We start from the raw sequence: 24,959 nt of genomic DNA, 5'->3' as shown, positions 1-24,959 counted from the left end.
GAACATATCCCTTCTTGTCCAATCACCTAAGCTGCCTGAATCCGTGTCTCTTCTTTAAATCATCTTATAACTTAATTAGTTCGTCTACTTTTACTGCTTGACCTGTGTTTAGAGAGATGTTTCCTGCAATTCCAGTTAAAATGGACATCGCCCCATCAACATGAGAGGCTGCCCGTTTGAATTCGTCTTCAACTGGAGTCCCAAAAATATCTTGTAAAAGGACAGGATCTCCACCACCGTGTCCACCTTTTCCTTCGACAACATCAACTTCATAGGGCTGACCAAACATTGGCATAACAATGATTGATTTCTCTTTTACTTTTCCCTCGTCATCCTTGCTACCACCCGAATTTATGTAAGACTGTTCACGAATGCGAACTTCGATTCTTCCTTTTGTACCGTTAATGGAAACAATGTAGCCTTCCCATGGTAAATAAGCGTTTAGAGAATAGTTTAAGATTGCTTTGTTTTTGTAGGTTACCATAACACCAAGTGTATCTTCGATATTAATTCCATCTCCGAAAACACTTTGGTCACGTTGGTAACCATCTTCTTTTTCCGCATCCAAATATAACGACTTTAAGTGCTCATTACCTTCCAAGTCAATTGCGAATGGATCATCCTTCGCATACTCACTTCCATATGCACGTTGATAAAATTGCGTAACGCCTCTAGATTCGGCATTTTCTCTACCATAGAAACGGAGCCCTCCAGATGCATAAACCGTTTCTGGCTTTGTATCTAGCCAAAAGTTCACTAAGTCAAAGTGGTGCGTTGATTTGTGAACAAGTAATCCACCACTATTGCGCTTATCGCGGTGCCATCTACGGAAATAGTCTGCACCATGCTGCGTATCTAGCGCCCACTCAAAATTAACGGAATTTACTTGGCCAATCACATCATTCATAATTAGCTCACGAATTTTAGTATTGTGTGGTGCATATCGATAGTTGAAAGCAACGCGAACTTCTTTTCCAGTTCTGTTAGTCGCATCAATAATAGCTTGGCATTTTTCAGCGTCCACTGTCATTGGTTTTTCCGTAACAACATCACAGCCTAATTCCAATGCTTTAATAATGTACGTATGGTGTGTACGGTCAACAGTAGTAACGACTACCGTATCCGGTTTTTCTAAAGTAATCATTTTTTCAAAATCAGTGTGTAAGTATGTGTTAATTTTAGAATGATTGTATCTTTCTTCTAGTAAACGATTAGCATAATCCATTCTCGTTTGATTCAAATCACAGAAAGCCACTAGATTACAAGTTTCATTAAAATCTCTAACAATTGCTCCATAGAAAAATTCAGCTCTTCCACCAGTTCCAACTAATACATATTTCTTCATTATTTTCTCCCCTTTATTTTGAAGGAACAAAATCATTGTCCCATTTGATTTTTTATACCGGTCATTTGACAAATAAAGAACTGTCATCCCTTGTATAGCAAATAGAAAAGTGAAGGACATCTTTTTTAACCATTTCAACAATTTTGGGATGATATCTCTGATTCTTCCAATCAACAATTTTGATTTTTGAATTTTCCCATGTTACAGATTGTCTCACCTCTTTATCGTATTCATTAATTCAAAAATCACCAAAAGACGAGGTATAATAGATTTTCTCTCTTTTAAGTTAATACCTTCAGATATTTACAACAATAGTACATTTTTGACAAAGGAAGTGAGGGGATAATACTTTTTTAAATGAGTAATACTTTTTTAATAAAACCTCATTATTGGTGCCTGTCACCACCCGAAGTGTGCTGGAATTTGTCGAAATAAATCAAAAACAGCCCAGCACTCAATGGTACGAGTACTGGGCTGTAGAATTGTATTTTTGCAACTAAAATAAGTTAGTGGCCTATCTAGGCTGGCTACAGAAAGTTTTTTATACTAGTTTCTTTACCTTTATTATAGGTATATTGGTAAATTGGTCTCCCAATTGTTCCATAATGAACTTGTACAAAAAGGGCGTCTATATCGCTCAAAAATTTTAAATACTTTCTTACTGATACTCTTGAGATCCCAACACGAGCCGCAATATCTTCCGTTGAAAAAGGAGACTGTCCTATACTTTGAACTGTTTCCCATATTACTTGTAACGTACTTTTGGTTAATCCTTTTGGCAGCTCTTCTGCTATTACCTTTGATTCCTTGTAGAGGATTTGCCGATCTAACTCCTTCTGGCTTAATACCTGCTGATTTTTCATAAACATAAATTTCTCTCGATAGGCTGATAATGATTCATTAAATCGGTCATATTCAAAGGGCTTAATTAAGTAGTCAACCGCTCCGTATCGCAGAGCTGTTTGAATCCTATCCCTATCAGAAGCAGCTGTAATAAAAATCACATCAACTTTCTTCCCTGTTTCTCGAATATGTAGTAACAACTCTATCCCTGTTTTCCCAGGCATAAAGATATCTAGTAAAAGTAAATCGACTGTCTGTTTCTCCAATATCTGTAATGCAGCATTTGTAGAAGAAACAACAGAAACTAGCTGAAAGCCTCCTACTTGTTCTAGGTAGCGTTTATTAAACTCTGCTACCATCGGATCGTCCTCAACAATAAGAACATTAATCATTCTAATATCACCTGCAATCGTATGGTATATAAACAACAAATCTTGTTCCTTGAGATAGCTTTGAGGAAATTTCGATTTCTCCGCCAAGTTTTTCCAGGCTTTGATTAACTAAAAATAGACCTAGTCCCCGGTCTTCTCCCTTAGTGGAAAATCCTTTTTCAAACATGTGATTTAGTGTTTCCTTCTCGATCCCGACTCCGGTGTCTTTAACATCTATAGTTAAAATATCATCCCCATAGTCGAAATGCACTTCTATTTGCCTTCGTGGACAGGTGGATACTGATTCTAGGGCATTATCAATTAAATTCCCTAATATTGTAATTAACTCGTGAGATAAGTGGGAATGAAGAGGCTCTGGCACCTGCCGATCACTTGATATATGTAATTCTGCACCAGCTTCACGTGCATAGCTTAATTTCCCAATAAGAAATCCTGCTAATACAGGATCTTTTATATTTCTCGTTATTTCACCGATTTCATTGTTTCGATGACTGACCAACTCTTTTATATAATTTGTCATTTGGTCATAATACCCCATATGTGACATTCCCAGAATAACGTGCAGTTTATTCATAAATTCATGGGACTGTGCACGGAGCGCCTCTGCATACAAACGTACACCAGTTAATTGTTCAGCCAGTTGTTGAATTTCTGTTTTATCCCGAAATGTCGAAACAGCTCCGACTATCCTATCATTCAAAAAGACTGGTACACGGTTTACCACCAAAGTAATACCATTTAATACCAACTCTTCGTTCGGATTTGTTTTCCCAGTTTCTATTATCTGACCTAGGTTTGAATTAGATAGATATTCTTCCATTTTCATTCCGCGAGGTTCTTGTGTTAATCCAGCCTTTTGAAATAATCGTGAAGCCGCTTTGTTTACCAGTGTAATACGGGAATCTTGGTCAACAGCAATAATTCCCTCCCTTACTGATTGCAAGATCGCATCTCTCTCTTGAAGCAACTTAGCTATAGTAGAAGGCTCTAGTCCAAAAAGAACTTTCTTAATATACCTTGCCATGATTACAGCCCCAAAAATACCTGCTACTATTCCTAATAACGTTCCTACATAGATATTTTCACGGCCTTGACTTACTGCTTTTTCTACGTCATTTAAAGAGATTCCTACAGCTACTACGCCTATCTGTTTACCGGTACGATCAAAAATCGGTATTAGGGAACGAAGCGATGTTCCTAATGTGCCTTTTGATACAGAGACATGTTCGCTTCCTTTTAAAGCTATCTCCTTCCCCTCCCCGATAAACTGTTTTCCAATCTTTTTTGGATTGGGATGCGACTTCCGATTCCCGTTCATATCCATCACGACAACAAATTGAACATCAGTAAGACTGCGGGTTTTTTCCGCAAACTCTTGAATAGAACCCTCCTGTTTTTGTTTACCTAAAGCATCTATTACAATTTGTGAATGTGCTACAATACGTGCCACATTTGTTGCTTTTTCTTCCTGATTCTTTTCTATACTCGTAGCGATCGTTTTAGTTATTAGTAAATCCGTTACGAGCAAAGAAAGTGCTACGACACCACAAACCAAAACTGTAATGGTCGCTTGCAGGCTCCATTTCTTTCTCTTCATCATTCCTGCCTCCAATTTCACTGGAAACCCGTGATTTCATCATTATAGTATTCCAGTATTAGACCTTCCACATGCTGGTACTAATTTTTACAATACAATCATTTTATATTTTCCATTTATATATTTTATCACCTTTGCTTTTAGATCCAACCATACTCTCCAGCAGAAAAATAAGCTTGAGAGGGTAGGATTCATTAAAAGACAAGAGAAAACCCCTTGATTGTTATACAAGGGGTTTGAGTTGATTGTAAGAATTAAACAACCTAATTAGTGTATTAAACGGTTATCTCATCCAAAAACAGGTTGTTTTTCACCTGCTGATGCTAATAGGTGTTCTTTCATTTCTTCTACATTGACAGTTTTTTGCGAAACACCCGTTTCCATTGCGGCAGTAGCAACAGCTGATGCTACATGAGCCGCTACTCGGCGGTCAAATGGATCTGGAATCACATAATCCGCATGAAGATCTTCTGTTGAAATTAATCCTGCAATCGCATAAACTGCAGCCAGTTTCATTTCTTCATTTATCTCTTTCGCATGAACGTTTAAAGCACCACGGAAAATACCAGGGAATGCGAGCACATTATTTACCTGATTTGGGAAATCAGAGCGGCCTGTCCCTACTACGAGTGCTCCCGCTTCTTTTGCCTCTATCGGCATGATCTCTGGTACCGGATTAGCCATGGCAAAGATAATCGGATTCTGCTTCATAGAACGAACCATTTCTTTATTAACGGCAACTGCAGCTGATACTCCAACAAAAACATCAGCTCCAACAAGTGCATCTGCTAATGTCCCTTGCTTTTGTTCGTTGTTTGTGATGTTCGCCATTTCTTCTTTAAATTTATTCATTCCAACTGGACGACCTTTATAAATGATACCCTTTGTATCACATAAAATGACATCTTTTACCCCCATACGAAGCAACAGTTTGACAATTGCCACACCTGCTGCACCAGCACCGTTAGCCACAACACGAATATCCTCTATTTTTTTGTTCGCCAGTTTAAGGGCATTAATAAGCCCTGCTGCGGTCACAATGGCTGTTCCGTGTTGGTCATCATGAAAAATAGGGATATCGCATTCTTTTCGCAAACGATCTTCAATTTCAAAGCATTGTGGTGCAGCGATATCTTCTAAGTTTACCCCACCAAAAGTAGGTTCTAATAATTTGACAACCTCCACAATTTTATCAGGATCTGTCGTATTTAAGCATATAGGGAATGCATCCACACCAGCAAATGATTTGAATAACAATGCCTTCCCTTCCATAACAGGCATGGCTGCTTTCGGTCCAATATTTCCAAGACCAAGTACAGCTGTTCCGTTTGAAACAACAGCAACGAGATTTCCCTTCATTGTGTAATCATATACTTTGCTTTCGTCTTCGTGAATGTCCAGGCAAGGCTCTGCTACACCTGGTGAATAAGCAAGACTCAAATCGTTTGCATCACGTACTGGAACCTTAGAATAGACACCTAATTTCCCTTGGTTTTCCTTATGCATCTTTAATGCTTCATAACGTAAATTTGACATATTTTTATATCTCTCCATTTGTTGAATTTTTCTGATATCTAGTTGAAAGAAAGAAAACTTATGACTATATTTTCGGTAGCTCTTGTTTCTGTCTTTTTCTCTTTATTATGTTTGAAGAGTTTTTCTTACTCTTTTCGTATGTTTATACTAGTTTTTAACTTAATAATTTCATTAAAAGCGTTGCTAATATAACTGTTGAAGCACCGCCAAGTCTTGTTGCAACTTGTGCAAACGGCATTAATGACATACGGTTGGACGCTGATAAAATAGCTACATCACCTGTTCCGCCTAGTCCGCTGTGACAGCCTGTTACAATCGCCGAATCGACAGGAAACATATTCATCATTTTCCCAACAATATACCCCGTCCCTACCATGGCAATAACAACGACAGAACAAATGACTACATAGGCCGGCGTTACAATTTTCACCACATCTTCTAATGGGATATAGAGGATCCCTAAACCAACCATAAGAGGCCATGTTAAGCTGGTTGAAACAAATTTATATAAATGATAGGCCCCTTGTTCCATTTTTGCAGGCATCACTTTCAGACATTTGACTAATGTGGCAGCAACAATCATGAGTACTGGACCAGGTATACCAAGGAATTTATGTGCGAGACTGCCAAAGATGAAGAAACTACAGGCAATTAATAATCCGGCACCCATTAGCGAGAAATCGACGGGTTTATTAATATTTGTTTCCTGTGAAATCCCATCGCCACCTTTTGCTTTCACTAGTACACCATTTCCAGTTAGTTCAGGTTTTTTCTCCCCTAAACGTTTCATTAAACCTGCACAAATAATCGCAACAGTATTTCCAATTACAGCAGCAGGGATCATTTGGGATACAAAGCTTTCAGCAGATTCACCTAAAATTTGTGAGTATGCTAGGGAAAGCGGTAAGATTCCCTCTCCGATACCACCGCCAATAATTGGTACTACAATATAGAAAAATGTATGTTTCATGTCATACCCAAACAATAATCCAACTAAAACTCCCGCTACTACTGCAGCAAGCGTTCCTAATACGAGTGGAATAAACATACGCGTAAACCCTTGTACTAATACTTTTCGGTTCATCCCAAGGATACTTCCTGCAACTAAACAAGATATATACAGATAAAGGAAATTAGATGTTTTCATCAAGGTTGTGACCGCTTCCATTGCAGCCGGATTAATCAAATTATAAAATACCATAATAGACGGAATTAAGAGTGCTAGTATCGCCGGGCCGCCAATATCCTTCAATATAGGAATTTTTAATCCTATATCCCCAAGTAAAATCCCCATAACCATGATGACAGCAAAACCGCCAATCATATCAGGTGGGAGCTGATTATATACAGATGCTCCATAAATAATAAGTGCTAATGCTACATAAAGAGGTAAAGGAATAACTCCTACCTTCAATTCTTTAAGTTTAGATATAAAGCTTTGTTTTTCAGCTCTATCGTCTATATAATGAAGCGTTTGCAGTTTCTTTGCTGGTTCCATGTATTGCCCCTCCTTTTCTCTTATAATCTTAATATTATTAATTTTCAGTATAACTTGATAGATTTTGTAACTTTTTTCACTATTTTTGTAATTAAAAAAAGTAAACTGGTGCCTGTCACCACCCGAAGTGTGCTGATATTTGTCGAATAATAACAAAAAAAACAGCCCTGCACTCAATTAATGAGTACAGGGCTGTTTGATTCTATTTTATACCATTACTTTACATATATCATTTGTAAATTCAACTGGATCAATGATAGGCAAACCTTCAATTAGAAGTGCTTGGTTGTACAATAGATTTGTATATAAATTTAGCTTATCTTTATCTTTTTCAAAGGCATCTTGTAATGATTGGAATACCTCATGATTTACATTGATTTCTAGAATTTTATCTGCCTTTACATTTTGATTATCAGGCATTGCACTTAGAATTTTTTCCATTTCAATGGTTACTTCACCATCAGTTGATAAACATACAGGATGAGTTTTTAATCGTTTGGATACTCTTACATCCTTAACTTTGTCAGATAGGATGTTTTTCATGTGATCAAAGAGTTCTTTGTTTTCGTTTTGTTCAGCTTCTGTGTCATTTTGATTTCCATCTACGTCAATCCCTAGATCGCCACTTGATACAGATTTAAATTCTTTCTCTTTATAAGTCATGATCATTTTTATCGCAAACTCGTCAATGTCCTCAGTGAAATATAACATTTCATAGCCTTTTTCAGAAACGATTTCTGTTTGTGGAAGCTTTTCGATTCTTTCAATCGATTCTCCAGAAGCATAGTAAATATATTTTTGATCCTCAGGCATTCTTGATACATATTCATCTAAAGTGACAAGCTTCTTTTCTTTAGATGAGGAGAACATTAATAAGTCCTGTAAAACATCTTTATTACTTCCGAAGTCACTATAAATTCCATATTTTAACTGTCTGCCAAAGGATTTATAAAATTCTTCATATTTTTCACGTTCATTCTTTAATAAGCTTTGCAATTCGTTTTTGATTTTTTTGTTAATGTTTTTTGCGATTAATTTTAATTGGCGATCATGTTGAAGCATTTCTCTGGAAATATTAAGAGATAAATCTTCAGAATCGACCATTCCCTTAACAAAACTAAAGTAGTCAGGAAGCAGGTCTGCGCATTTGTTCATGATCAATACACCATTGGAATATAGCTCTAATCCCTTTTCATATTCTTTTGAATAATAGTCGTATGGCATTTTCTCTGGGATATATAAGATTGCATTATATCTTATTGTACCATCAACACTGATGTGAATATGTTTGATCGGCTTGTCGAAGCCATAGTGTTTTTCTGTATAAAACTTCTCGTAATCTTCTGCAGTAAGCTCATTTTTATTTTTTCTCCAAATTGGAACCATACTATTTATTGTCTGTTCTTCTTGATAATCTTCTAGCTCATTTTCGCTGCCTTCCTTAGGTCTTTGTCCAGTAACATCCATTTTGATTGGGTAGCGAATAAAGTCAGAGTATTTTTTGATGATTGCTTTTAATCGATACTCTTCTAAAAACTCATCATAGCTCTCATCTTCTGTATTTTCTTTGATTTTAAGCATGATCTCTGTACCAACGGAAGCTTTTTCTTGTGGTACAATCGTGTATCCATCTGCACCTTGAGATTCCCATTTATAAGCTTCATCACTGCCTAATGCCTTACTAGTAACAGTTACAACGTCAGCTACCATGAAAGCTGCATAAAATCCTACCCCGAATTGCCCAATAATATCATGTCCATCTTTTAATTCATTTTCATTTTTAAATGCTAAAGAACCACTTTTTGCTATAATTCCAAGATTATTTTCAAGCTCTTCTTTTGTCATTCCAATCCCAGTATCTGTGATTGTCAAGGTTCTGTTTTCTTTGTCAGCAGACACTTTTATGTAGTAACTATCTTGGTCAAAACTTAAAGCTTCATCGGTTAATGCTTTGTAATAGATTTTGTCAATTGCATCACTTGCATTCGAAATTAACTCTCTTAAAAACACCTCACGTTGAGAATAAATCGAGTTAATCATCATCTCTAATAATCTTTTGGATTCGGCTTTGAATTGTTTTTTAGCCATTTTAACCTCTCCTTTCGAATAAACACTACGTGACTCATTATAACGTAGTAATAGATTCTATAAGCTAGATTTCTCAAATAATTAGCACTCTATTTAACCGAGTGCTAGTATATATTTTTTAATATCATATCCGCTATTTCGTGTCAACATATTACAAGGATTTTCCCAATAAAATAAACGCTAAACTTAATAATTTTATTTAAAGTCAAGTTATTTCTTAGAACACTTAACAACATTGAATCCTTATTTTATGTCAGACATTATAAAGGTTAAATTAAAATGGATAAATGAGCAGGATAATATATGATCTATCTATCCTTTTTTGTGCTACAAATGACCTCATTTACTACAACAAAATAAGTAATGTTGTAGTGCTAGCGCACCCTTTAATTTAAGTACAATATTTCACAAACTTGAACCGTCAATTTAGCCAATATCTTGAAAAATACCCATATATAAAGCCAAATAAAATACTGTGCCCTTAAAGTGAGCACAGTATTTTAATAATTAATAAATATAATCATAAATATTTTTTGCTAACAATAAACAGGTTACTGCACAAATAATTAATCGCTTATATACATAAGCACAGAGTATTATGAGATCCGTGTTCCATTTCTAATAGGTTCATCAGGCTTTAAAAGAACAACATCCCCCTCTTCCGGAATCCCACCTACTACCAATACCTCAGATTTAAACCCTGCAATACGCATTGGTGGAAAATTAACTACTCCTACCACTTGACGTCCACAAAGTTGTTCAGGACTATATCTACGTGTAATTTGAGCAGAAGAATGTTTTATTCCAATCTCTTCACCAAAGTCAATTTCTAGTTTAATAGCAGGTTTTCTTGCTTCTGGAAAAGATGTTGCATTGATGACCGAGCCAACACGAATATCTAGTTTTAAAAAGTCTTCAATTTTTGCCATACTGATCTAACCACCCTTTATAATTTTCAATGTTACTCATTCTGAACTAGCTCAAGTTCCTTTTGGCTACCAGAATTTTTGGACGACCATATTAATATTCCTATTCCTAGCATTAAGAGGAAAATTCCTAACCAAGAAGTTCTGTTCAAGTATTCTCCTAATATGAAAACTCCTAATAATGCTGCTGTTAATGGTTCTGCTAACGCAAGTGTAACCGCAGTTGATGAAGAGACATGGATAAGACCTTTGGCAAAAAGTAAATATGCTATCCCAGTCGCCATAATCCCAAGTTGAAGACTTACACTCACACCTCGAAAACTCGTTATCCAAGACATATCAAAAATAAATAAAAACGGAGATAAAAAGATTGCACTAAGAGTGAAAACGACTGCTACTACTGATAATGACGAATGGTTTACAACCAAATTTCTACTTATAAGAGTGTAACTAGCAAAGGATAACCCAGCTCCAAGAGACATTATTATTCCAACAGGGTCTACATATACTGATTCTTTATTACCAAAGAGCATTAGACAACCTAAAATTGATAGGAAAGTAGAATACCACCAAACTTTAGATGGACGAATTTTTAAATATAGCCATTCTATGAGACCTGATAAAATAGGTGCACTCCCAATTGCTACCACTGTCCCAATGGCCACTCCTGTAATCGAAACTGCCGAGAAAAATAATGGTTGATACAATGCCATACTCATAGAAGCCAATATTGTTGTCTTGATTGGCCAATTTTTAAAGTTGAATTTTCCTATTATCAGAACAATCAATACTAAAAATATACCACCTACCGCTAAGCGAGTAGCCCCAATAGCAATCGGGTGTGCTGTTTCCGGTGCAAGTGCCTGAGTTGTACCTGTGGTCCCCCAAAGTATTGCTGCAAGTAATACTAAAAAAGGTGACAATTTCCCCTTCATTTTGCTCACCTCAATAAAAAAGATAAAAAGAATATTAAACTTATAATAGAAAATTTCTTGAAAATTTTCTTTACCAAGTTTAATATCCTTTTTATCCATTATTAAGAATTCTATATTTTTGTGGAGATATTCCCTCACAACTAACAAACCACCTTGTAAACGATGAAGAATTCTCAAAACCTAATTCCTCACTAATATTCGACATGGACCATCCTGTTGAAATTAATAGATGTTTAGCCTCTTTCAAACGAAGTTCAGATATATAAACTTTTGGGCTTTTCCCGGTTTTTTTCTTAAACCATGCTGAATAATATACTGGATGGTAATGCTCAATTTTTGCTAAAGTTTCTAATCTAATTGACTCCTTATAATGTTTATGAATATAGTCAATAGAAGGGGGTTTAGAGATTTGAAGTTTGTTGGTCACATATCTAGTCAAATCTACTATGGAGGATATGTTCTCCTGGCTCTTCGCCTCTTCCAATAGCAAATAACGGATAGCAGCCCATTGTTTATCCAACCGCATATACATGCTGCTTGTATCTTTTGGTAAATATTGCATTGGAATATCTAAGATTAAAAATTCATTCCTGTCGATGGAACGGTAGTTATGAACAAACTTTGGAGGAAGATAAAAACAATAATCTGAGTTAAGATTTATCTCTTGCCACTTCGTTTGTATATCTAAGGAGCCTTGTAATGGAAAAAGAAATTGCCCAAACTCATGTTGGTGAGATTTAAACTCTCTAGAATAGGACCTTTTCTCACAAGCTACTTGGTTTACACTCTCCATTTTACTCCCCCTTAACCTTACTTTAAGATATATTATAATCCTAAACAAAGATGTAATAAAGACTTTGAAATAGAGGGAGAACGAATTGATTTAAATCTTGTTTATAATTCTTTTACGATAACAGCTTCACCCTTGACCATTTTTGATTTGGTTTTATTATAACAGTAGCCAGGGTAAAACATCCCTGCCCGTGGGGCTTTGACTACGTCAGCAAAAGGTTAGCGTTTGAGTACTCTTTCTTCCATATCAATAATCTCCCAAAGATGTCTTTCGATATTCAACAATACAAATATATATTATATGAAGGCTTTTACATTAGTTCATCATCTGTTTTACAATCTCTTTATTGCGCTTTTTAAAAATTTCATTATGAGAAGAAACCATCCCATTTTTAGTAGCATCCGGTGGATATATTGCTTAGCTTTGTTTACAGCGTTGGCTGCATCTTGGAAAGCACCAGCGATTAAATGTAATTTTCCATCGTGCTTAAGAATATCACCTGAAGCATAAATACCTTCAATTGAAGATTCGCTCGTTGCATTACCAGAAATATAATAATTTTCTGCTAATTCAATATTTACTTCACTATTTTCTAGTAATGTAGAATCACGTTCATACCCATGATTAATAATTACTTCATCAATTGGCAAATATGATACCTCTTTTGTTTCATGATTTGTCAGTTCAACACGTTCAATGTCATTATGGTTTGCACAGGCAATTAGTTTTGTTATTGACGTGTTAAAAAAACAAGTAGCTGAACTGTTCATTAGTTGTGTTACTTGAGCTTCATGACCTGCAAAGGTATCTTTCCGATACGTTACATAAACTTTTTTTGCGATAGGCTCTAATTCATTTGCCCAATCAATTGCAGAATTCCCTCCACCTGAAATAATTACTGTTTTATCTTTGAAACGTTTTAAAGACTTCACAGTGTAATTTAAATTAGATACTTCAAATCTCTCTGCACCTTCTATATCTAGCTTCTGAGGATTTAATATCCCACCGCCAACAGCAACTATGACTGTTTTCGTAAAATGTTTTTGACCGGAGCTACCTTGTAAGACAAATATTCCTGCTTCATTTCGTGAAATTGATTCTATTTTTTCATTCAACACCACTGTTGGATGAAATGTTAATCCCTGCTCAACAAGCTGTTCAATTAATTTAGCTCCCAAAATTGGTGTCTGCCCTCCAACATCCCAAATCATTTTTTCTGGATACACATGGATTTTCCCACCTAATTGAGGTTGATATTCAATTAGCTTTGTTTTCATTTCTCTAAGGCCACTATAAAAAGTTGAATAAAGCCCAGCCGGACCTCCTCCAATTACTGTCACATCAAATAATTCTTGCTTCATTTCCGTTCACTCCTCTATAACCAAATATCATTGATTATCATTCTCATTTAACTATACGATGATTCTCTTTATTTTACAATCAAAATAAATATTGACACCGGAAAAAGATAGAATTATAGTTAGGAAAGAGTTGAAGTTGATAATCATTATCATTTATTTCCTTATTCTTAATTTTTAACCAAATGGAGGTAGAAAAAATGGTTCGCCTATATACAGATAAAGTAACGATTGGCTATGGTGAACGTTTAATTGTCAAGGATCTCAGTGTTCAAATCCCAGATAAACAGATCACCACCATAATTGGACCCAATGGTTGTGGGAAATCCACCCTGTTAAAAGCAATTACTCGCATTATCTCTCAGCAATCTGGAACAGTCGTATTAGACGGAATGAATATATCTAAAGAAAACACGAAAGTTCTCGCTAAAAAAATGGCGATTCTTCCACAAACACCTGAAAGTGCAAGTGGTTTAACAGTTGGTGAGCTCGTTTCATATGGTCGCTTCCCCTATCAAAAGGGCTTCGGACGCTTAACGAAAAAAGATTATGAAGTGATTGACTGGGCACTAGACGTTACAGGTACAAAAGACTTTAAATTTCGACCTGTAGATGCATTATCAGGAGGCCAACGACAACGCGTTTGGATTGCCATGGCGCTTGCCCAAGAAACGGACATCATCTTTCTAGATGAACCTACTACATATTTAGATATGGCACATCAACTAGAGGTTTTAGAACTATTGCAAAAGCTAAATGCTGAACAGGAACGAACGATTGTTATGGTTCTTCATGATTTAAACCAAGCTGCTCGTTTTGCTGACTATATCATTGCTTTAAAAGACGGACATATTGTAAAGGCTGGAAATTGTGAAGAAGTTATAACCCATGATGTACTAAAAGAAGTTTTTCATATTGATGCTGAAATTGGAAGAGATCCTCGAACAAACAAACCAATGTGCATCACTTACAATTTATTAAAAGGAGAATATCAACATGAAGAAACGATTGATTCCATTTATTCTGCTGTTAGTGTTAATTATTAGTGCTTGTGGGAACAAGACAACAGAAGAAAAAAATAGTAGTTCAGCTCCACAAGAGAAAGAAAAAGAAACAGTTACATACCAATCTGAAACTGGTCCTGTTGAAGTACCAGCTGACCCTAAGCGGGTAGTTTTACTATCAGGTTTCACTGGTAATGTGATTGATTTAGGAGTAAATATTGTTGGTGTTGATGTTTGGTCTAAGACGAACCCAACTTTTGAAGAAGAATTAAAAGATGTAGAAGAAGTATCAGATGAAAGCTTAGAAAAAATTATTGAATTAGAGCCAGATTTAATCATTGGATTATCAAATATTAAAAATATTGATAAATTAAATGAAATTGCTCCTACTGTAACCTATACATGGGGCAAATTAGATTATTTAACACAGCACGAAGAAATCGGTAAGCTTCTAAATAAAGAAGAGGAAGCAAAGGAATGGGTTGAGGACTTCAAAAGCCGTGCCCAAGCAGCAGGAGAAGAGATTCGAGCAAAAATAGGCGAAGATGCAACCGTATCTGTTATCGAAAGTTATGATAAGCAGCTTTACGTATTCGGTGATAACTGGGCACGTGGAACAGAAATATTGTATCAAGCTATGAACTTGAAAATGCCGGAAAAAGTAAAGGAAATGGCCTTGGAATCTGGCTACTATACGATATCGGCAGAAGTGCTTCCTGAGTATGCTGGAGACTATGTAATTTTCAGTAAATACTCGGACGCTGATAATTCTTTCCAAGAAACCGAAACGTACAAGAATATTCCAGCCGTTAAAAACAACCGAGTATTTGAAATGAGCGGAAAAGGAGCATCCTTTAGTGATCCCGTCACACTGGATAAGCAACTGGAATTTTTCAAGGAAGCATTTCTAGCAAACTAATACTACATGGATGCTGACTCAAAAGGGTCTGACCAATCCCAACATAACTATTATATAGTAGCTTTCAACTCATTAAAGAGACTATATATTGTGTTGGAGGGGTCTGACCCTTTGGTTTTGTGTCTACCTCTTCACCTATTCTATGAAAGAAAAGATGAGATATTAATGCACAAAGAAAATCAACGATCAATCCTTTTTGTATATAAACTGATTATTGGCCTACTTCTATTTATTGGTATGTTTTTTGTTGCCTGTGTTTTCGGAGCTGCAGATATTACTATCAGGGATGTATGGTTAGCGCTTACTTCTAATGCTACTGGAGAAAAAATTTCTATTATTCGGGAAATTCGTTTACCACGTGAGATTGCTGCAATTTTTGTTGGTGCTGCCCTTGCTGTTTCTGGAGCTATTATGCAAGGAATGACGAGAAACCCACTTGCTGATCCAGGTTTACTAGGACTAACTGCTGGTGCAAATGCGGCATTGGCAATTGCTATAGCTTTTATCCCTTCAGCGAATTACTTCGGTATTATGGTTGCTTGTTTTATTGGAGCAGCTGTAGGAGCCGCTATGGTTTTCGGGATTGGTGCAATGAAAAAGGGCGGATTTTCACCACTCCGAATTGTATTAGCTGGATCTGCTGTTTCTGCATTCCTATATGCAATCTCAGAAGGCATTGGTATTTACTTTAAAATCTCAAAAGATGTTTCTATGTGGACTGCAGGAGGAATGATCGGAACCTCATGGAGTCAACTTCAATTAATTGTTCCATTTATTTTGATTGGTATACTTATTTCTCTTTTCCTCTCAAGACAGCTTACAATACTTAGTTTAAATGAAGAAGTTGCGATTGGATTAGGCCAAAAGACAACAAAAATAAAAATAATTCTATTTATTATTAATATAATACTTGCTGGTGCTGCTGTAGCACTTGTAGGGAATATGGCATTTATCGGATTAATGGTTCCTCATATGGTTAGGGCAATTGTTGGAACAGATTACCGGTTTATCATACCTATGTCAGTCATTTTTGGAGCTACTTTTATGCTCTTGGCCGATACACTTGGTCGGACAATCAATTCTCCTTATGAGACACCTGTAGCTGCCATTGTTTCGGTGATGGGTTTACCCTTCTTCCTGATTATTGTCCGTAAAGGAGGTAAAGTATTCTCATGATTCAACCAGCACTCATAAAAAAACAACGTATCATTCTATGTGTTCTGCTAGTACTTATTATGATGACAATCTTCATTGGGACAGGAATTGGCTACTCCTCTTTAACATATGACAGACTAATTCCAACCCTTCTTGGTCAAGGTACTTTTAAAGAAGAATTTGTTTTATTCTCGATTCGATTACCTCGAATTTTTATTACGTTATTAGCTGGAATGGCACTAGCCTTATCTGGCGCTATTTTACAAGGAATAACACGAAATGATTTAGCTGATCCTGGAATTATTGGTATTAACTCAGGAGCAGGAGTTGCAATTGCTGTTTACTTTTTGTTCTTCCCAATAGATGTGGGTTCATTTGTTTACTTGCTTCCACTTGTTGCCTTTGTCGGGGCTTTACTAACCGCATGCTTGATCTATTTATTTTCATATACCCGAAATGAAGGTCTTCAACCAGTAAAATTAGTATTAATTGGGGTTGGGTTTTCACTGGCGCTCTCTGGAATGATGATTGTCCTAATATCATCTGCTGAGCGTACAAAAGTAGATTTTATCGCAAAATGGTTAGCAGGGAATATCTGGGGTACGGATTGGCCATTTATTTGGGCAATTCTTCCATGGCTAGTAATTCTTATTCCATTTACATTATACAAAGCAAATCGTTTAAACCTCCTTGGTCTAAGCCAGCCTGTATCAATTGGTGTTGGTGTTTCAATTGAAAAAGAACGCATAATATTACTTTTTACTGCGGTTGCTCTCGCAGCTTCTGCCGTTTCTGTCACTGGAGGAATAGCCTTTATCGGGCTTATTGCTCCACATATTGCAAAAGCTTTAGTCGGACCAAGAAATCAACTATTTATCCCGGTTGCCATTTTGATTGGCGGCTTGCTACTGTTATTCGCGGACACAGTTGGACGTAATTTAGTTGACCCGGATGGTATTCCTGCAGGTATTATGGTCGCATTAATCGGTGCTCCGTATTTTATTTATTTGTTATTGAAAAAATAGAAAATAAGTCGTTAATTTGTACCACCTTTAACCCCATGAGAAGTCATTCCTTCTTAATGGGGTTTATTTATATCCGCATCTTTATGACGTTCTCATAGTAGAAAGACCATGGAGCAACTCATCATGGTCTTTCTGTCTTCCTACCTATTCAGCTTTAGTCAAACACAATCTCAATTCCTTTTTCACTAGATTCATAAATTCCACATAAGATTTTCATCATCTCTACGCCATCTTCCACTGGACTCAAGGTCTCCGTTTCATCAAGACAGGTTGATACAAAGTGATCTATTTCATTTTGAAATCCTTGAACGAAGTCAAATGTTAATGAATCTACTTGTGGAGTAGCGTTCAAGATAGTATTGTACTTTTCAGTAATGATTGATAATTCAGGTTCAACCTCTACTCCTCCTTTTTCTCCAAATAATTTAACTGTGATTTCATCCTTCTTAGCATGAAGGGTGAAGCTAACATCGACCATTAAGGAAGCACCATTTTCAAACCGAATCAAGGCATTCGCTAAATCCTCAACGGTGTTTTTTTCTGGATCATAATCTGCCGCTTTATAGAATGATAGATTTTTAACATTAGATCGATTCCCTAGCTTAGAATATGTATTACCGGTAATCGTTTTCACTTTTGGTTTGCCCATTAAATACCAGCATATATCAATGACATGTACACCTATATCAATTAATGGCCCCCCACCGGATCTTTCCTTATCTGAAAACCATCCTCCAGGATTACCCAATCTTCTTAAACATGAAGCTTTCGCATAATAAATATCACCTAGTTCATCTGCATCAATAAACTCTTTTAATAGCTTTGTATTTGATGCATATCTCCTAACAAAGCCAACTTGTAGGACTTTTCCAGTTTGTTTGACCGTTTCTTCGATTTTTTTAGCCTCTTCAACAGTGGTACATAATGGCTTTTCTACAAGAACATGTTTACCTGCCTTTAATGCTGCAATGGCAATTTCTGCGTGAGAGTTATTCCATGTACATATACTCACAGCGTCAATAGTTTCATCTGCTAATAATGAATGGTAATCATCATAATATTTAGCAGCACCATATTGAGTAGCCTTCTCTTCTGCTCTCTCTATATTCATGTCACAAACAGCATATAACTCCACTCTTTCATTCTTTTCATAAGATTGTAAATGCATATCCGAGATCGAACCTGCTCCTATTACCCCTATTTTTAGTTTGCTCATTCCCATTCTCCCCTTCTCCCCTTCTATTAAACTTGTTCCCAAATTCGACGGACATTGTCTAAGCTGATTTTTGAAGCCTGTTTACAATTTTCTATTCCTTCAAATTCGATGGAAATAAAGCCATCATAATTTGAATGCTTAATCACTTTAATAACTTCATACATATCAATATCTCCATGGCCAACAATCGAGCCTCTTAAATAATTTCCTGCAGCTGTTTGAAACCACCCCTCTCCAGGATTATGCTTAGCGGGGCGATAATAGAAATCCTTTATATGAACCATTGAAGCATCAGAAATATTTTTCGTTACTGCCTTAATAGGATTTTCATCTACACATAGAAAATTCCCTGTATCTAATGTTGTTTTAAAATTCTCCCTATTTACATGATGAAGCAGGGCTTGAATACGGTCACTTGCTTGAATAAAATATCCATGGTTTTCAACACTTGTTGTTATTCCATATGTTGCTGCATAATCTGCTATTCTCTTACAGGCATCTGTTAGTCTAGGTAAATCTAGTTCAAATTGTTGGAAGGATGTTTCTTCGATTGGTCTCCAAGCCACATCATGTCGCATAAGCTTTACCCCTAAAAGATTGGCGATATCTACTTGTTTAAAAACTCTCTCTACTTCTTGTTCATATTTCTCTTCATCAGACGTGATGAAGTTTGCACCTATTGCATAATTAGAAATCTCAATTCCAACATTTTCTGCTTTTTGACGAATAGCATTTGTTAAATCTGGATTATCGTCTAATGAAAAACCCATTGGGACAATTTCGATATGTTCCCCGCCTTGTTCTGCAACCCATTCAATTGCTTCAAGAATATCTATTTCACCAGACTTTAGAGCTGCATACAAACTGTATGAACTTAATCCTAACTTCATATTTTGACCTCCTAATAGTTTTTGGGTTATTTCAGTGCTTTTCCTAAACATTTTATTTTTAACAAAATAGCTTAGGGCATTGATTATTAATACTGAAGAAGTATCATAATCAACAGAGGAGAGGAGATTAATCTACTCCTCTGTTGAAGCAGAATCTTATTGATTTGCAGACCACTTTTCAGCACGCAATTGTAGATCATCTAAATAGGATTGAATATCAGGAGCATCTCCATTATGTGCTTCACTAATAAAACCATTAATAGCAGGAACTAATTCACTTCCGAAAAACGGATTTGCTTCATCAAGTAGCGACGATTTCGAAATTTGGGCGATTTCCATCGCCGTTTTCATATATTTATCTTCTTCCTCCACAAAACTAGCATCCGCAAGGGTTGGAGTATTTTTAAAATTTACATAGTTCCATTCTTGAGTGATAGGCCCCGTTAAAAATTTCAAAACCTCCCATGATGCTTCCTCACTTTTAACATCTTTTGCCATTACAAAAGGGTCTACAGCAACCCAGCCTTCACCATTAGGACCAAGATTTAAAGTTGATTCAAAGCGATCAAGTAATTCCTTATTCCCAGAGGCCTTAACTTCCCCCATCGTACTTGCACCTGAGGCATCAAGATGAATGGCAATATTGTTTTTCTCCAAGCCAAAGTTTTCATTTCCTTGGGTGTTTAACATACCTGGTGGTGCATATTTTGTCGCGTCTTTTAACCATTCAAATATTTTCACCATTTCTGGTGAGTTCAAATTCCATTTGATGTTTTTTAGATCATTCAATGTTCCTTCTCCTCCAGTCGCACCAAAGGCATGACTTAAAGCAACAAAGGATGATGCATTTAATGATTTTCCATCCCACCAAATACCAAAGTTTTCTTCTCCAGTTTTAGGATTTTTCCCAGTCATTGCCTTAGCTTTTTCTAAAACTTCTTCAGGTGTTGGATTTTCTGATAAATAGTCTACTCCCCATTCATCGAAAAGCTGTTTATCATACATAATAATTCGTCTTCCTAGTATTGCTGGAATTCCAAAATGAACACTCTTGTCATAGGATTTAGTACTATACGAATTTTCCCATACACCTTCTAAATAGATGCTAGGATCAAAAGTGGAGTCATTTTCCATCAAATCATCTAATCCTCTTAATAATCCTTGTTGCTGCCATTGAGAAGCAAATGCTCCACCAGTATAAAGAACATCAACATCTCCAGATTTTAACATTGCTGTTTGTTTTGCCTGAGCATTTTCCCATGGAACTTGATATATTTCTAATTTAATATTTGGATATCTTGGTTCAAATTCTTTTTTGATAAATTCATTTAATCCCATATTTTCAACTCCGGTAATAGGATCAATTCCACTTTCTAACTGCCAACCAGCGAGAGAAACACGAACTGTACCCTCAACTTCGGAAACAACTTCAACATCACTTATTTCATCCTCATTACTAGTTGTAGAAGAACAAGCTGCTGTGATTAACATAATTAAGGCTATAAAAACAAGATAAAATTTTTTGATCATCGTACATTCCCCCCAAGAATGGATTGATAAAATAATAGTCTTGTTCATTCTAAGATGATCATGTTATGTGCAGTTCAATCTTCACCTCCTTAAAAGCAAGTTATTGTTTTATTCCCGACAAAGCAATGCTTTCAACTATATAACGTTGCAGGAATAGGTATAGAACAATAACTGGAATAAGACTTACTGTAGTCGCAGCCATTATTACTGAAGGTAAAGGTAAATCTTTGTTGTAAGAAAACATCGCTAAGCCCAATTGAATTGTGTATTTATCAGGTGTTTTCAAGGCTAATAATGGCCAAAGCAAATCATTCCAAACAGCTAAAAATTGTAAGATGATCATTGTGGCTAGAATTGGAATACATAGAGGTAAATAAATCTTTATAAATACGGTGAATTCGCTCGCCCCATCAATGATCGCCGCCTCTCGTAAACTTCCTGGTAGTTGATCAATAAATGATTTTGCTAAAAAAGTTCCAAAAGCATAATTCAAAGCTGGTAAAAAGAAAGCCCAATACGTATCTAAAAGCTTAAATTCGGCAAACATCAAATATTGTGGAATCATTGTCATTTCAAAGGGGATCATCATTGTACTTAGTGCTAATAAAAGGACAATATTAGCTCCTTTAAATTTCAACTTTGAAATCGCGTAACCTGATAATAACGCTGACGTAAGACTGAACAGTATTACTCCTACTGAGACGAATAGAGAGTTTATCATATACTTTAGCATCGGTATATTTGTAAAAGCCATTTGATACGTTCTAATAGAAAACTCTTCCGGCCAAAATCTTGGTGGAAATGGGATTTTAAGTCTAGCTGCCCAATCAAAGCTTGTTAAAACCATCCAAATGAAAGGAATAATCATAACCAACGAACCTATAAGTAAAACAGAAGTTAATATCCAATCTGATATTACTTTTGAACGATTTAAAGACCTTTTATTCATAGGCACATTACCTTTCGTAGACATCGCCTTCATCATATCCCCCCTTAATCAAAATTACTTTTTCTATTCGTAAACTGTAGAACAATCGTTAGAACAAGAATAAAGAAAAATAATATATAGGAAGCGGCAGTGGCTATCCCCATCTGTGATGATAGAAATCCATTTCGATAGATATATAGAACAGCTGTCATTAATGAGCCAGCAGGGTTTCCTGCAGTTCCCCCTATTAACCAAACATCTGTAAAGCGTTTCATGGCATTGATTGTCCCGATTATCACCATAAAAATAATAATTGGCTTTAAATATGGAACGGTTATATAAAACCATTTTTTCAACCAGTTCGCGCCATCGACTTCAGCAGCTTCATATAAATCCTTTGGGACACTTGTTAAAGCAGCGATAAATATAATCGTGTTATAACCAAGCATTCCCCAAAGTGTCATAATGACGATACTGAACCTTGCGTATTTTGGATCGGTAAACCAGCCAATAGGCTCAATTCCGACTATACCAATAACATAGTTTAATAATCCTTCACTTCCTGGATTAAATAGAAAAGAGAAAAGAATGCTTGTGGCTACTAAAGAAACGACATTTGGTAAAAAGTAAACTCCTTTAAAGAAATTCCTCCACTTTAACCAACTGATATTGTGGATTAAACTTGCTAAAATAAATGATAAGGAAACACCTAAGATAACAGATAAAATCCCCATATAAAAAGTGTTATAGATGGATTGCCAAAACAAGGAGTCTGTTAAAACATATTGATAGTTACTTAATCCTGTCCATTCACCATTAAAAGATTGTGAAGATTTTTTAAAACTTAGGATTAAAGCCCCAATCATTGGGTAAATTGAAAACACAACAATTCCTATTAGTAAGGGAGCTGAAAATAAATATCCTGTTAAATCACGGCGAGTAAAAAGTTTCTTTCGCCTCACAACTGTATTATGTGTGGGAGTCCCTACCGAAGTATTTAGTTCAGTCGACATAACCTCACTCCTTTAGAAGAAATGAAAAACAAATTTAAGTGGTGAGCAGCAAACTTTATATTAGTTACCATGAGGTTATTAACCCTTAACCCCACTAAGTGCAATCCCTTCAATAAAATACTTTTGCAAGAATAAAAAGATAATAATCATTGGTGCGGTTGCCATTAAAGCACCTGCCATTAATAATGGATAATCTGTTGCATACTGTCCTTGGAATGTAGCAATACCTATTGATAGGACTCTCATTTCATCAGAATTTGTTACGATTAAAGGCCATAAGAAATCATTCCATGATGCAAGGATTGTAAAAATAGCAAGTGATACTAGAGCTGGCTTAGATAAGGGAAGGATGATCCGCCAATAGATTCCGAAGAAAGAACATCCATCAATTTTTGCAGCTTCATCCAACTCTTTTGGAATGGCCATAAAAAATTGTCGTAATAAGAATGTTCCAAAAGCACTAAATATTCCTGGAACGATAATCGCGTAAAAAGTGTCAATCCAGCCTAATTCCCTCATAATTACGAAGCTAGGAATCATGATAACTTGAGAAGGAACCATTAGAACGGATAAGATGGTGATAAAAATAATATTTTTCCCCGGGAATCTCAGCCTTGCGAAGGCATATGCTGCTAGAGAGCAGAGAATTAACTGAAAAGCTGTTCGTGAAGCTGTGATAATCATTGTATTAAGGTAGTATTGTGCAAAATTTATTTTTTCAAAAACCTCTAGGTAATTTTGGAATTTGAATTCTTTAGGAAAGATTGTTGGTGGTACTTGCATTGACTCAGCGAATGATTTAAACGATGTTGAAACCATCCATAAAAAAGGCATGATCATAATAAGTGAACCTATTATTAGTAATGCATGAGCTCCAATTTTCTTTCTTCTCGTATCATGTACCATCTTCAATACCTCCTATTGGTAATGCACCCATCTCTTCTGGAGAACCATTTGAATAATTGTAATGATTAGGATGACGATGAATAAGATTAGCGCTTGTGCTGAGGCATAGCCCATATTGAAAAATTTAAAGCCATTTTCCCAAACACTATAAACAACCGTCCTCGTCGGTTCTAATAATGATGCATTATCTCCGATCATGACAAAAATTAAATCGAACACCTGCAAGGAATTTATCATCGACATGACTAATACAAAGAATAAACTTGGTGTTAACAAAGGAACTGTTATACGAAGGAATTTTTGAAATTCATTTGCTCCATCTAAATCAGCAGCCTCATAATATGATGAAGATATTCCTTGAAGTCCTGCAAGTAAGATCACGGTATTGTATCCAACACTCATCCAAACGCTAACTAAGATAATAGAAAATAGTGCAAATTTTTCATCAAACAGCCAGCTAGGTTGCGGAAGATGAAACTGCCCTAATATATAGTTAATTAATCCAAATTCCGAATTGTATAACCACCGCCAGACCATACCAATTGCTATTGGCATCGTAACAACAGGAATGAAAAATAATGTTCGATACATGACAATACCCTTTATTTTTTGATTAAGTAAAACGGCAATAACTGTTGCACATGCAATTGAAAAAGGTACTGACACCAATGTAAAAATAATTGTATTAATCATTGATCGAATAAAAACTTCATCTTTGAATAAAGCTATAAAATTCTCTAGACCTATAAATAAAGGAGCTGTTAATCCATCCCATTGAGTAAAAGCTAGATAGAAAGATGAAACAGCAGGTGCTATGTAAAAAATGGTTAACCCCAATACAACAGGTGCGATAAAGATATATCCCCATAGAGCTTCAATAGAGTCCATTCTAGATCTTTTTTTCAGCTTTATCGTTTTAATATTTTGCGAGGAACGGGAAGTTTGCAATTCCAATGAAACACACCCCTTTCTATATGAGAAGTAGCTATCTCAAAAGGTCTGACCCTCTAAAAAACTCCAATATATTGAGCTTCTCTTTTTAAAAAATTCAATATATTAGGT

At 35.9% G+C, this 24,959-nt stretch carries 20 protein-coding genes and 1 pseudogene; 4 read left to right on the top strand and 17 right to left on the bottom strand.

Annotated features, from left to right (window positions below; translation table 11 throughout):
• Positions 1–64: 64 nt before the first annotated feature.
• The 10 genes and pseudogenes from I7822_RS24900 to I7822_RS24855 all read right to left on the bottom strand — a co-directional run bounded on the left by I7822_RS24900 (position 65) and on the right by I7822_RS24855 (position 13,314).
• Positions 65–1,345, bottom strand: a complete 1,281-nt coding sequence (locus I7822_RS24900; RefSeq protein WP_207981776.1) for a Gfo/Idh/MocA family oxidoreductase — start codon at positions 1,343–1,345, stop codon at positions 65–67.
• A gap of 527 nt (positions 1,346–1,872) precedes the next feature.
• On the bottom strand, positions 1,873–2,580 hold the full coding sequence (locus I7822_RS24895; RefSeq protein ID WP_207981775.1) for a response regulator: 708 nt from the start codon (positions 2,578–2,580) through the stop codon (positions 1,873–1,875).
• Between the two features lie 7 nt (positions 2,581–2,587).
• Positions 2,588–4,180 carry a DcuS/MalK family sensor histidine kinase gene (dcuS, locus tag I7822_RS24890; protein ID WP_207981774.1) on the bottom strand — a complete coding sequence of 531 codons (1,593 nt, stop codon included), beginning with the start codon at positions 4,178–4,180 and terminating at the stop codon, positions 2,588–2,590.
• Between the two features lie 285 nt (positions 4,181–4,465).
• Positions 4,466–5,713, bottom strand: a complete 1,248-nt coding sequence (gene ystJ / locus I7822_RS24885) for an NADP-dependent malic enzyme (protein WP_207981773.1) — start codon at positions 5,711–5,713, stop codon at positions 4,466–4,468.
• Positions 5,714–5,867: 154 nt separating this feature from the next.
• Positions 5,868–7,211 carry a 2-hydroxycarboxylate transporter family protein gene (locus tag I7822_RS24880; RefSeq protein WP_207981772.1) on the bottom strand — a complete coding sequence of 448 codons (1,344 nt, stop codon included), beginning with the start codon at positions 7,209–7,211 and terminating at the stop codon, positions 5,868–5,870.
• Positions 7,212–7,418: 207 nt separating this feature from the next.
• Positions 7,419–9,299: a molecular chaperone HtpG gene (htpG, locus tag I7822_RS24875; RefSeq protein ID WP_207981771.1), complete on the bottom strand. Its 1,881-nt coding sequence runs from the start codon at positions 9,297–9,299 to the stop codon at positions 7,419–7,421.
• Between the two features lie 596 nt (positions 9,300–9,895).
• On the bottom strand, positions 9,896–10,228 hold the full coding sequence (gene csaA, locus I7822_RS24870; protein ID WP_207981770.1) for a chaperone CsaA: 333 nt from the start codon (positions 10,226–10,228) through the stop codon (positions 9,896–9,898).
• 32 nt (positions 10,229–10,260) lie between these two features.
• Positions 10,261–11,160 (bottom strand): EamA family transporter, encoded by a 900-nt coding sequence (locus I7822_RS24865; RefSeq protein WP_207981769.1) that lies wholly within the window; start codon positions 11,158–11,160, stop codon positions 10,261–10,263.
• 91 nt (positions 11,161–11,251) lie between these two features.
• Positions 11,252–11,953, bottom strand: coding sequence for an AraC family transcriptional regulator (locus tag I7822_RS24860; RefSeq protein WP_207981768.1), 702 nt, complete (start codon positions 11,951–11,953; stop codon positions 11,252–11,254).
• Between the two features lie 315 nt (positions 11,954–12,268).
• Positions 12,269–13,314: pseudogene (locus I7822_RS24855) on the bottom strand (NAD(P)/FAD-dependent oxidoreductase).
• 197 nt (positions 13,315–13,511) lie between these two features.
• On the opposite strand from I7822_RS24855, the gene I7822_RS24850 reads away from it, so the two are divergent.
• The 4 genes from I7822_RS24850 to I7822_RS24835 all read left to right on the top strand — a co-directional run bounded on the left by I7822_RS24850 (position 13,512) and on the right by I7822_RS24835 (position 17,414).
• Entirely contained in the window at positions 13,512–14,357 is an 846-nt protein-coding gene (locus I7822_RS24850; RefSeq protein WP_207981767.1) for an ABC transporter ATP-binding protein, read from the top strand.
• Positions 14,308–15,234, top strand: a complete 927-nt coding sequence (locus I7822_RS24845; protein ID WP_207981766.1) for an iron-hydroxamate ABC transporter substrate-binding protein — start codon at positions 14,308–14,310, stop codon at positions 15,232–15,234. The genes I7822_RS24850 and I7822_RS24845 overlap by 50 nt, the downstream gene beginning before the upstream one ends.
• 165 nt (positions 15,235–15,399) lie before the next feature.
• Positions 15,400–16,410 (top strand): FecCD family ABC transporter permease, encoded by a 1,011-nt coding sequence (locus I7822_RS24840; RefSeq protein ID WP_207981765.1) that lies wholly within the window; start codon positions 15,400–15,402, stop codon positions 16,408–16,410.
• Positions 16,407–17,414, top strand: a complete 1,008-nt coding sequence (locus I7822_RS24835) for a FecCD family ABC transporter permease (protein WP_207981764.1) — start codon at positions 16,407–16,409, stop codon at positions 17,412–17,414. Before I7822_RS24840 ends, I7822_RS24835 begins: the two co-directional genes overlap by 4 nt.
• A 154-nt stretch (positions 17,415–17,568) precedes the next feature.
• Here I7822_RS24835 and I7822_RS24830 read toward each other — a convergent pair whose 3' ends face one another.
• From I7822_RS24830 to I7822_RS24800, 7 genes are all read right to left on the bottom strand, one after another.
• A complete protein-coding gene (locus tag I7822_RS24830) occupies positions 17,569–18,630 on the bottom strand; it encodes a Gfo/Idh/MocA family protein (RefSeq protein WP_207981763.1) in 1,062 nt (353 codons plus the stop codon).
• Positions 18,631–18,656: 26 nt separating this feature from the next.
• Positions 18,657–19,520 carry a sugar phosphate isomerase/epimerase family protein gene (locus I7822_RS24825; protein WP_207981762.1) on the bottom strand — a complete coding sequence of 288 codons (864 nt, stop codon included), beginning with the start codon at positions 19,518–19,520 and terminating at the stop codon, positions 18,657–18,659.
• Between the two features lie 156 nt (positions 19,521–19,676).
• On the bottom strand, positions 19,677–21,047 hold the full coding sequence (locus I7822_RS24820) for an ABC transporter substrate-binding protein (protein WP_372442223.1): 1,371 nt from the start codon (positions 21,045–21,047) through the stop codon (positions 19,677–19,679).
• 103 nt (positions 21,048–21,150) lie between these two features.
• Positions 21,151–21,999: a carbohydrate ABC transporter permease gene (locus tag I7822_RS24815; protein ID WP_243459675.1), complete on the bottom strand. Its 849-nt coding sequence runs from the start codon at positions 21,997–21,999 to the stop codon at positions 21,151–21,153.
• Positions 22,000–22,043: 44 nt separating this feature from the next.
• A complete protein-coding gene (locus tag I7822_RS24810) occupies positions 22,044–22,991 on the bottom strand; it encodes a carbohydrate ABC transporter permease (protein ID WP_207981760.1) in 948 nt (315 codons plus the stop codon).
• Between the two features lie 78 nt (positions 22,992–23,069).
• Positions 23,070–23,897: a carbohydrate ABC transporter permease gene (locus I7822_RS24805; protein ID WP_207981759.1), complete on the bottom strand. Its 828-nt coding sequence runs from the start codon at positions 23,895–23,897 to the stop codon at positions 23,070–23,072.
• Between the two features lie 12 nt (positions 23,898–23,909).
• Complete coding sequence (locus I7822_RS24800) at positions 23,910–24,785, bottom strand: carbohydrate ABC transporter permease (RefSeq protein ID WP_207981812.1); 876 nt, start codon at positions 24,783–24,785, stop codon at positions 23,910–23,912.
• Positions 24,786–24,959 lie beyond the last annotated feature (174 nt).

It is taken from the genome of Metabacillus bambusae (assembly GCF_017497975.1).
GTDB classification, from domain to species: Bacteria; Bacillota; Bacilli; order Bacillales; family Bacillaceae; genus Metabacillus; species Metabacillus bambusae.
The sequence above is the reverse complement of the archived record's forward strand: the minus strand, read 5'-3'. Positions and strand labels throughout refer to the sequence as shown.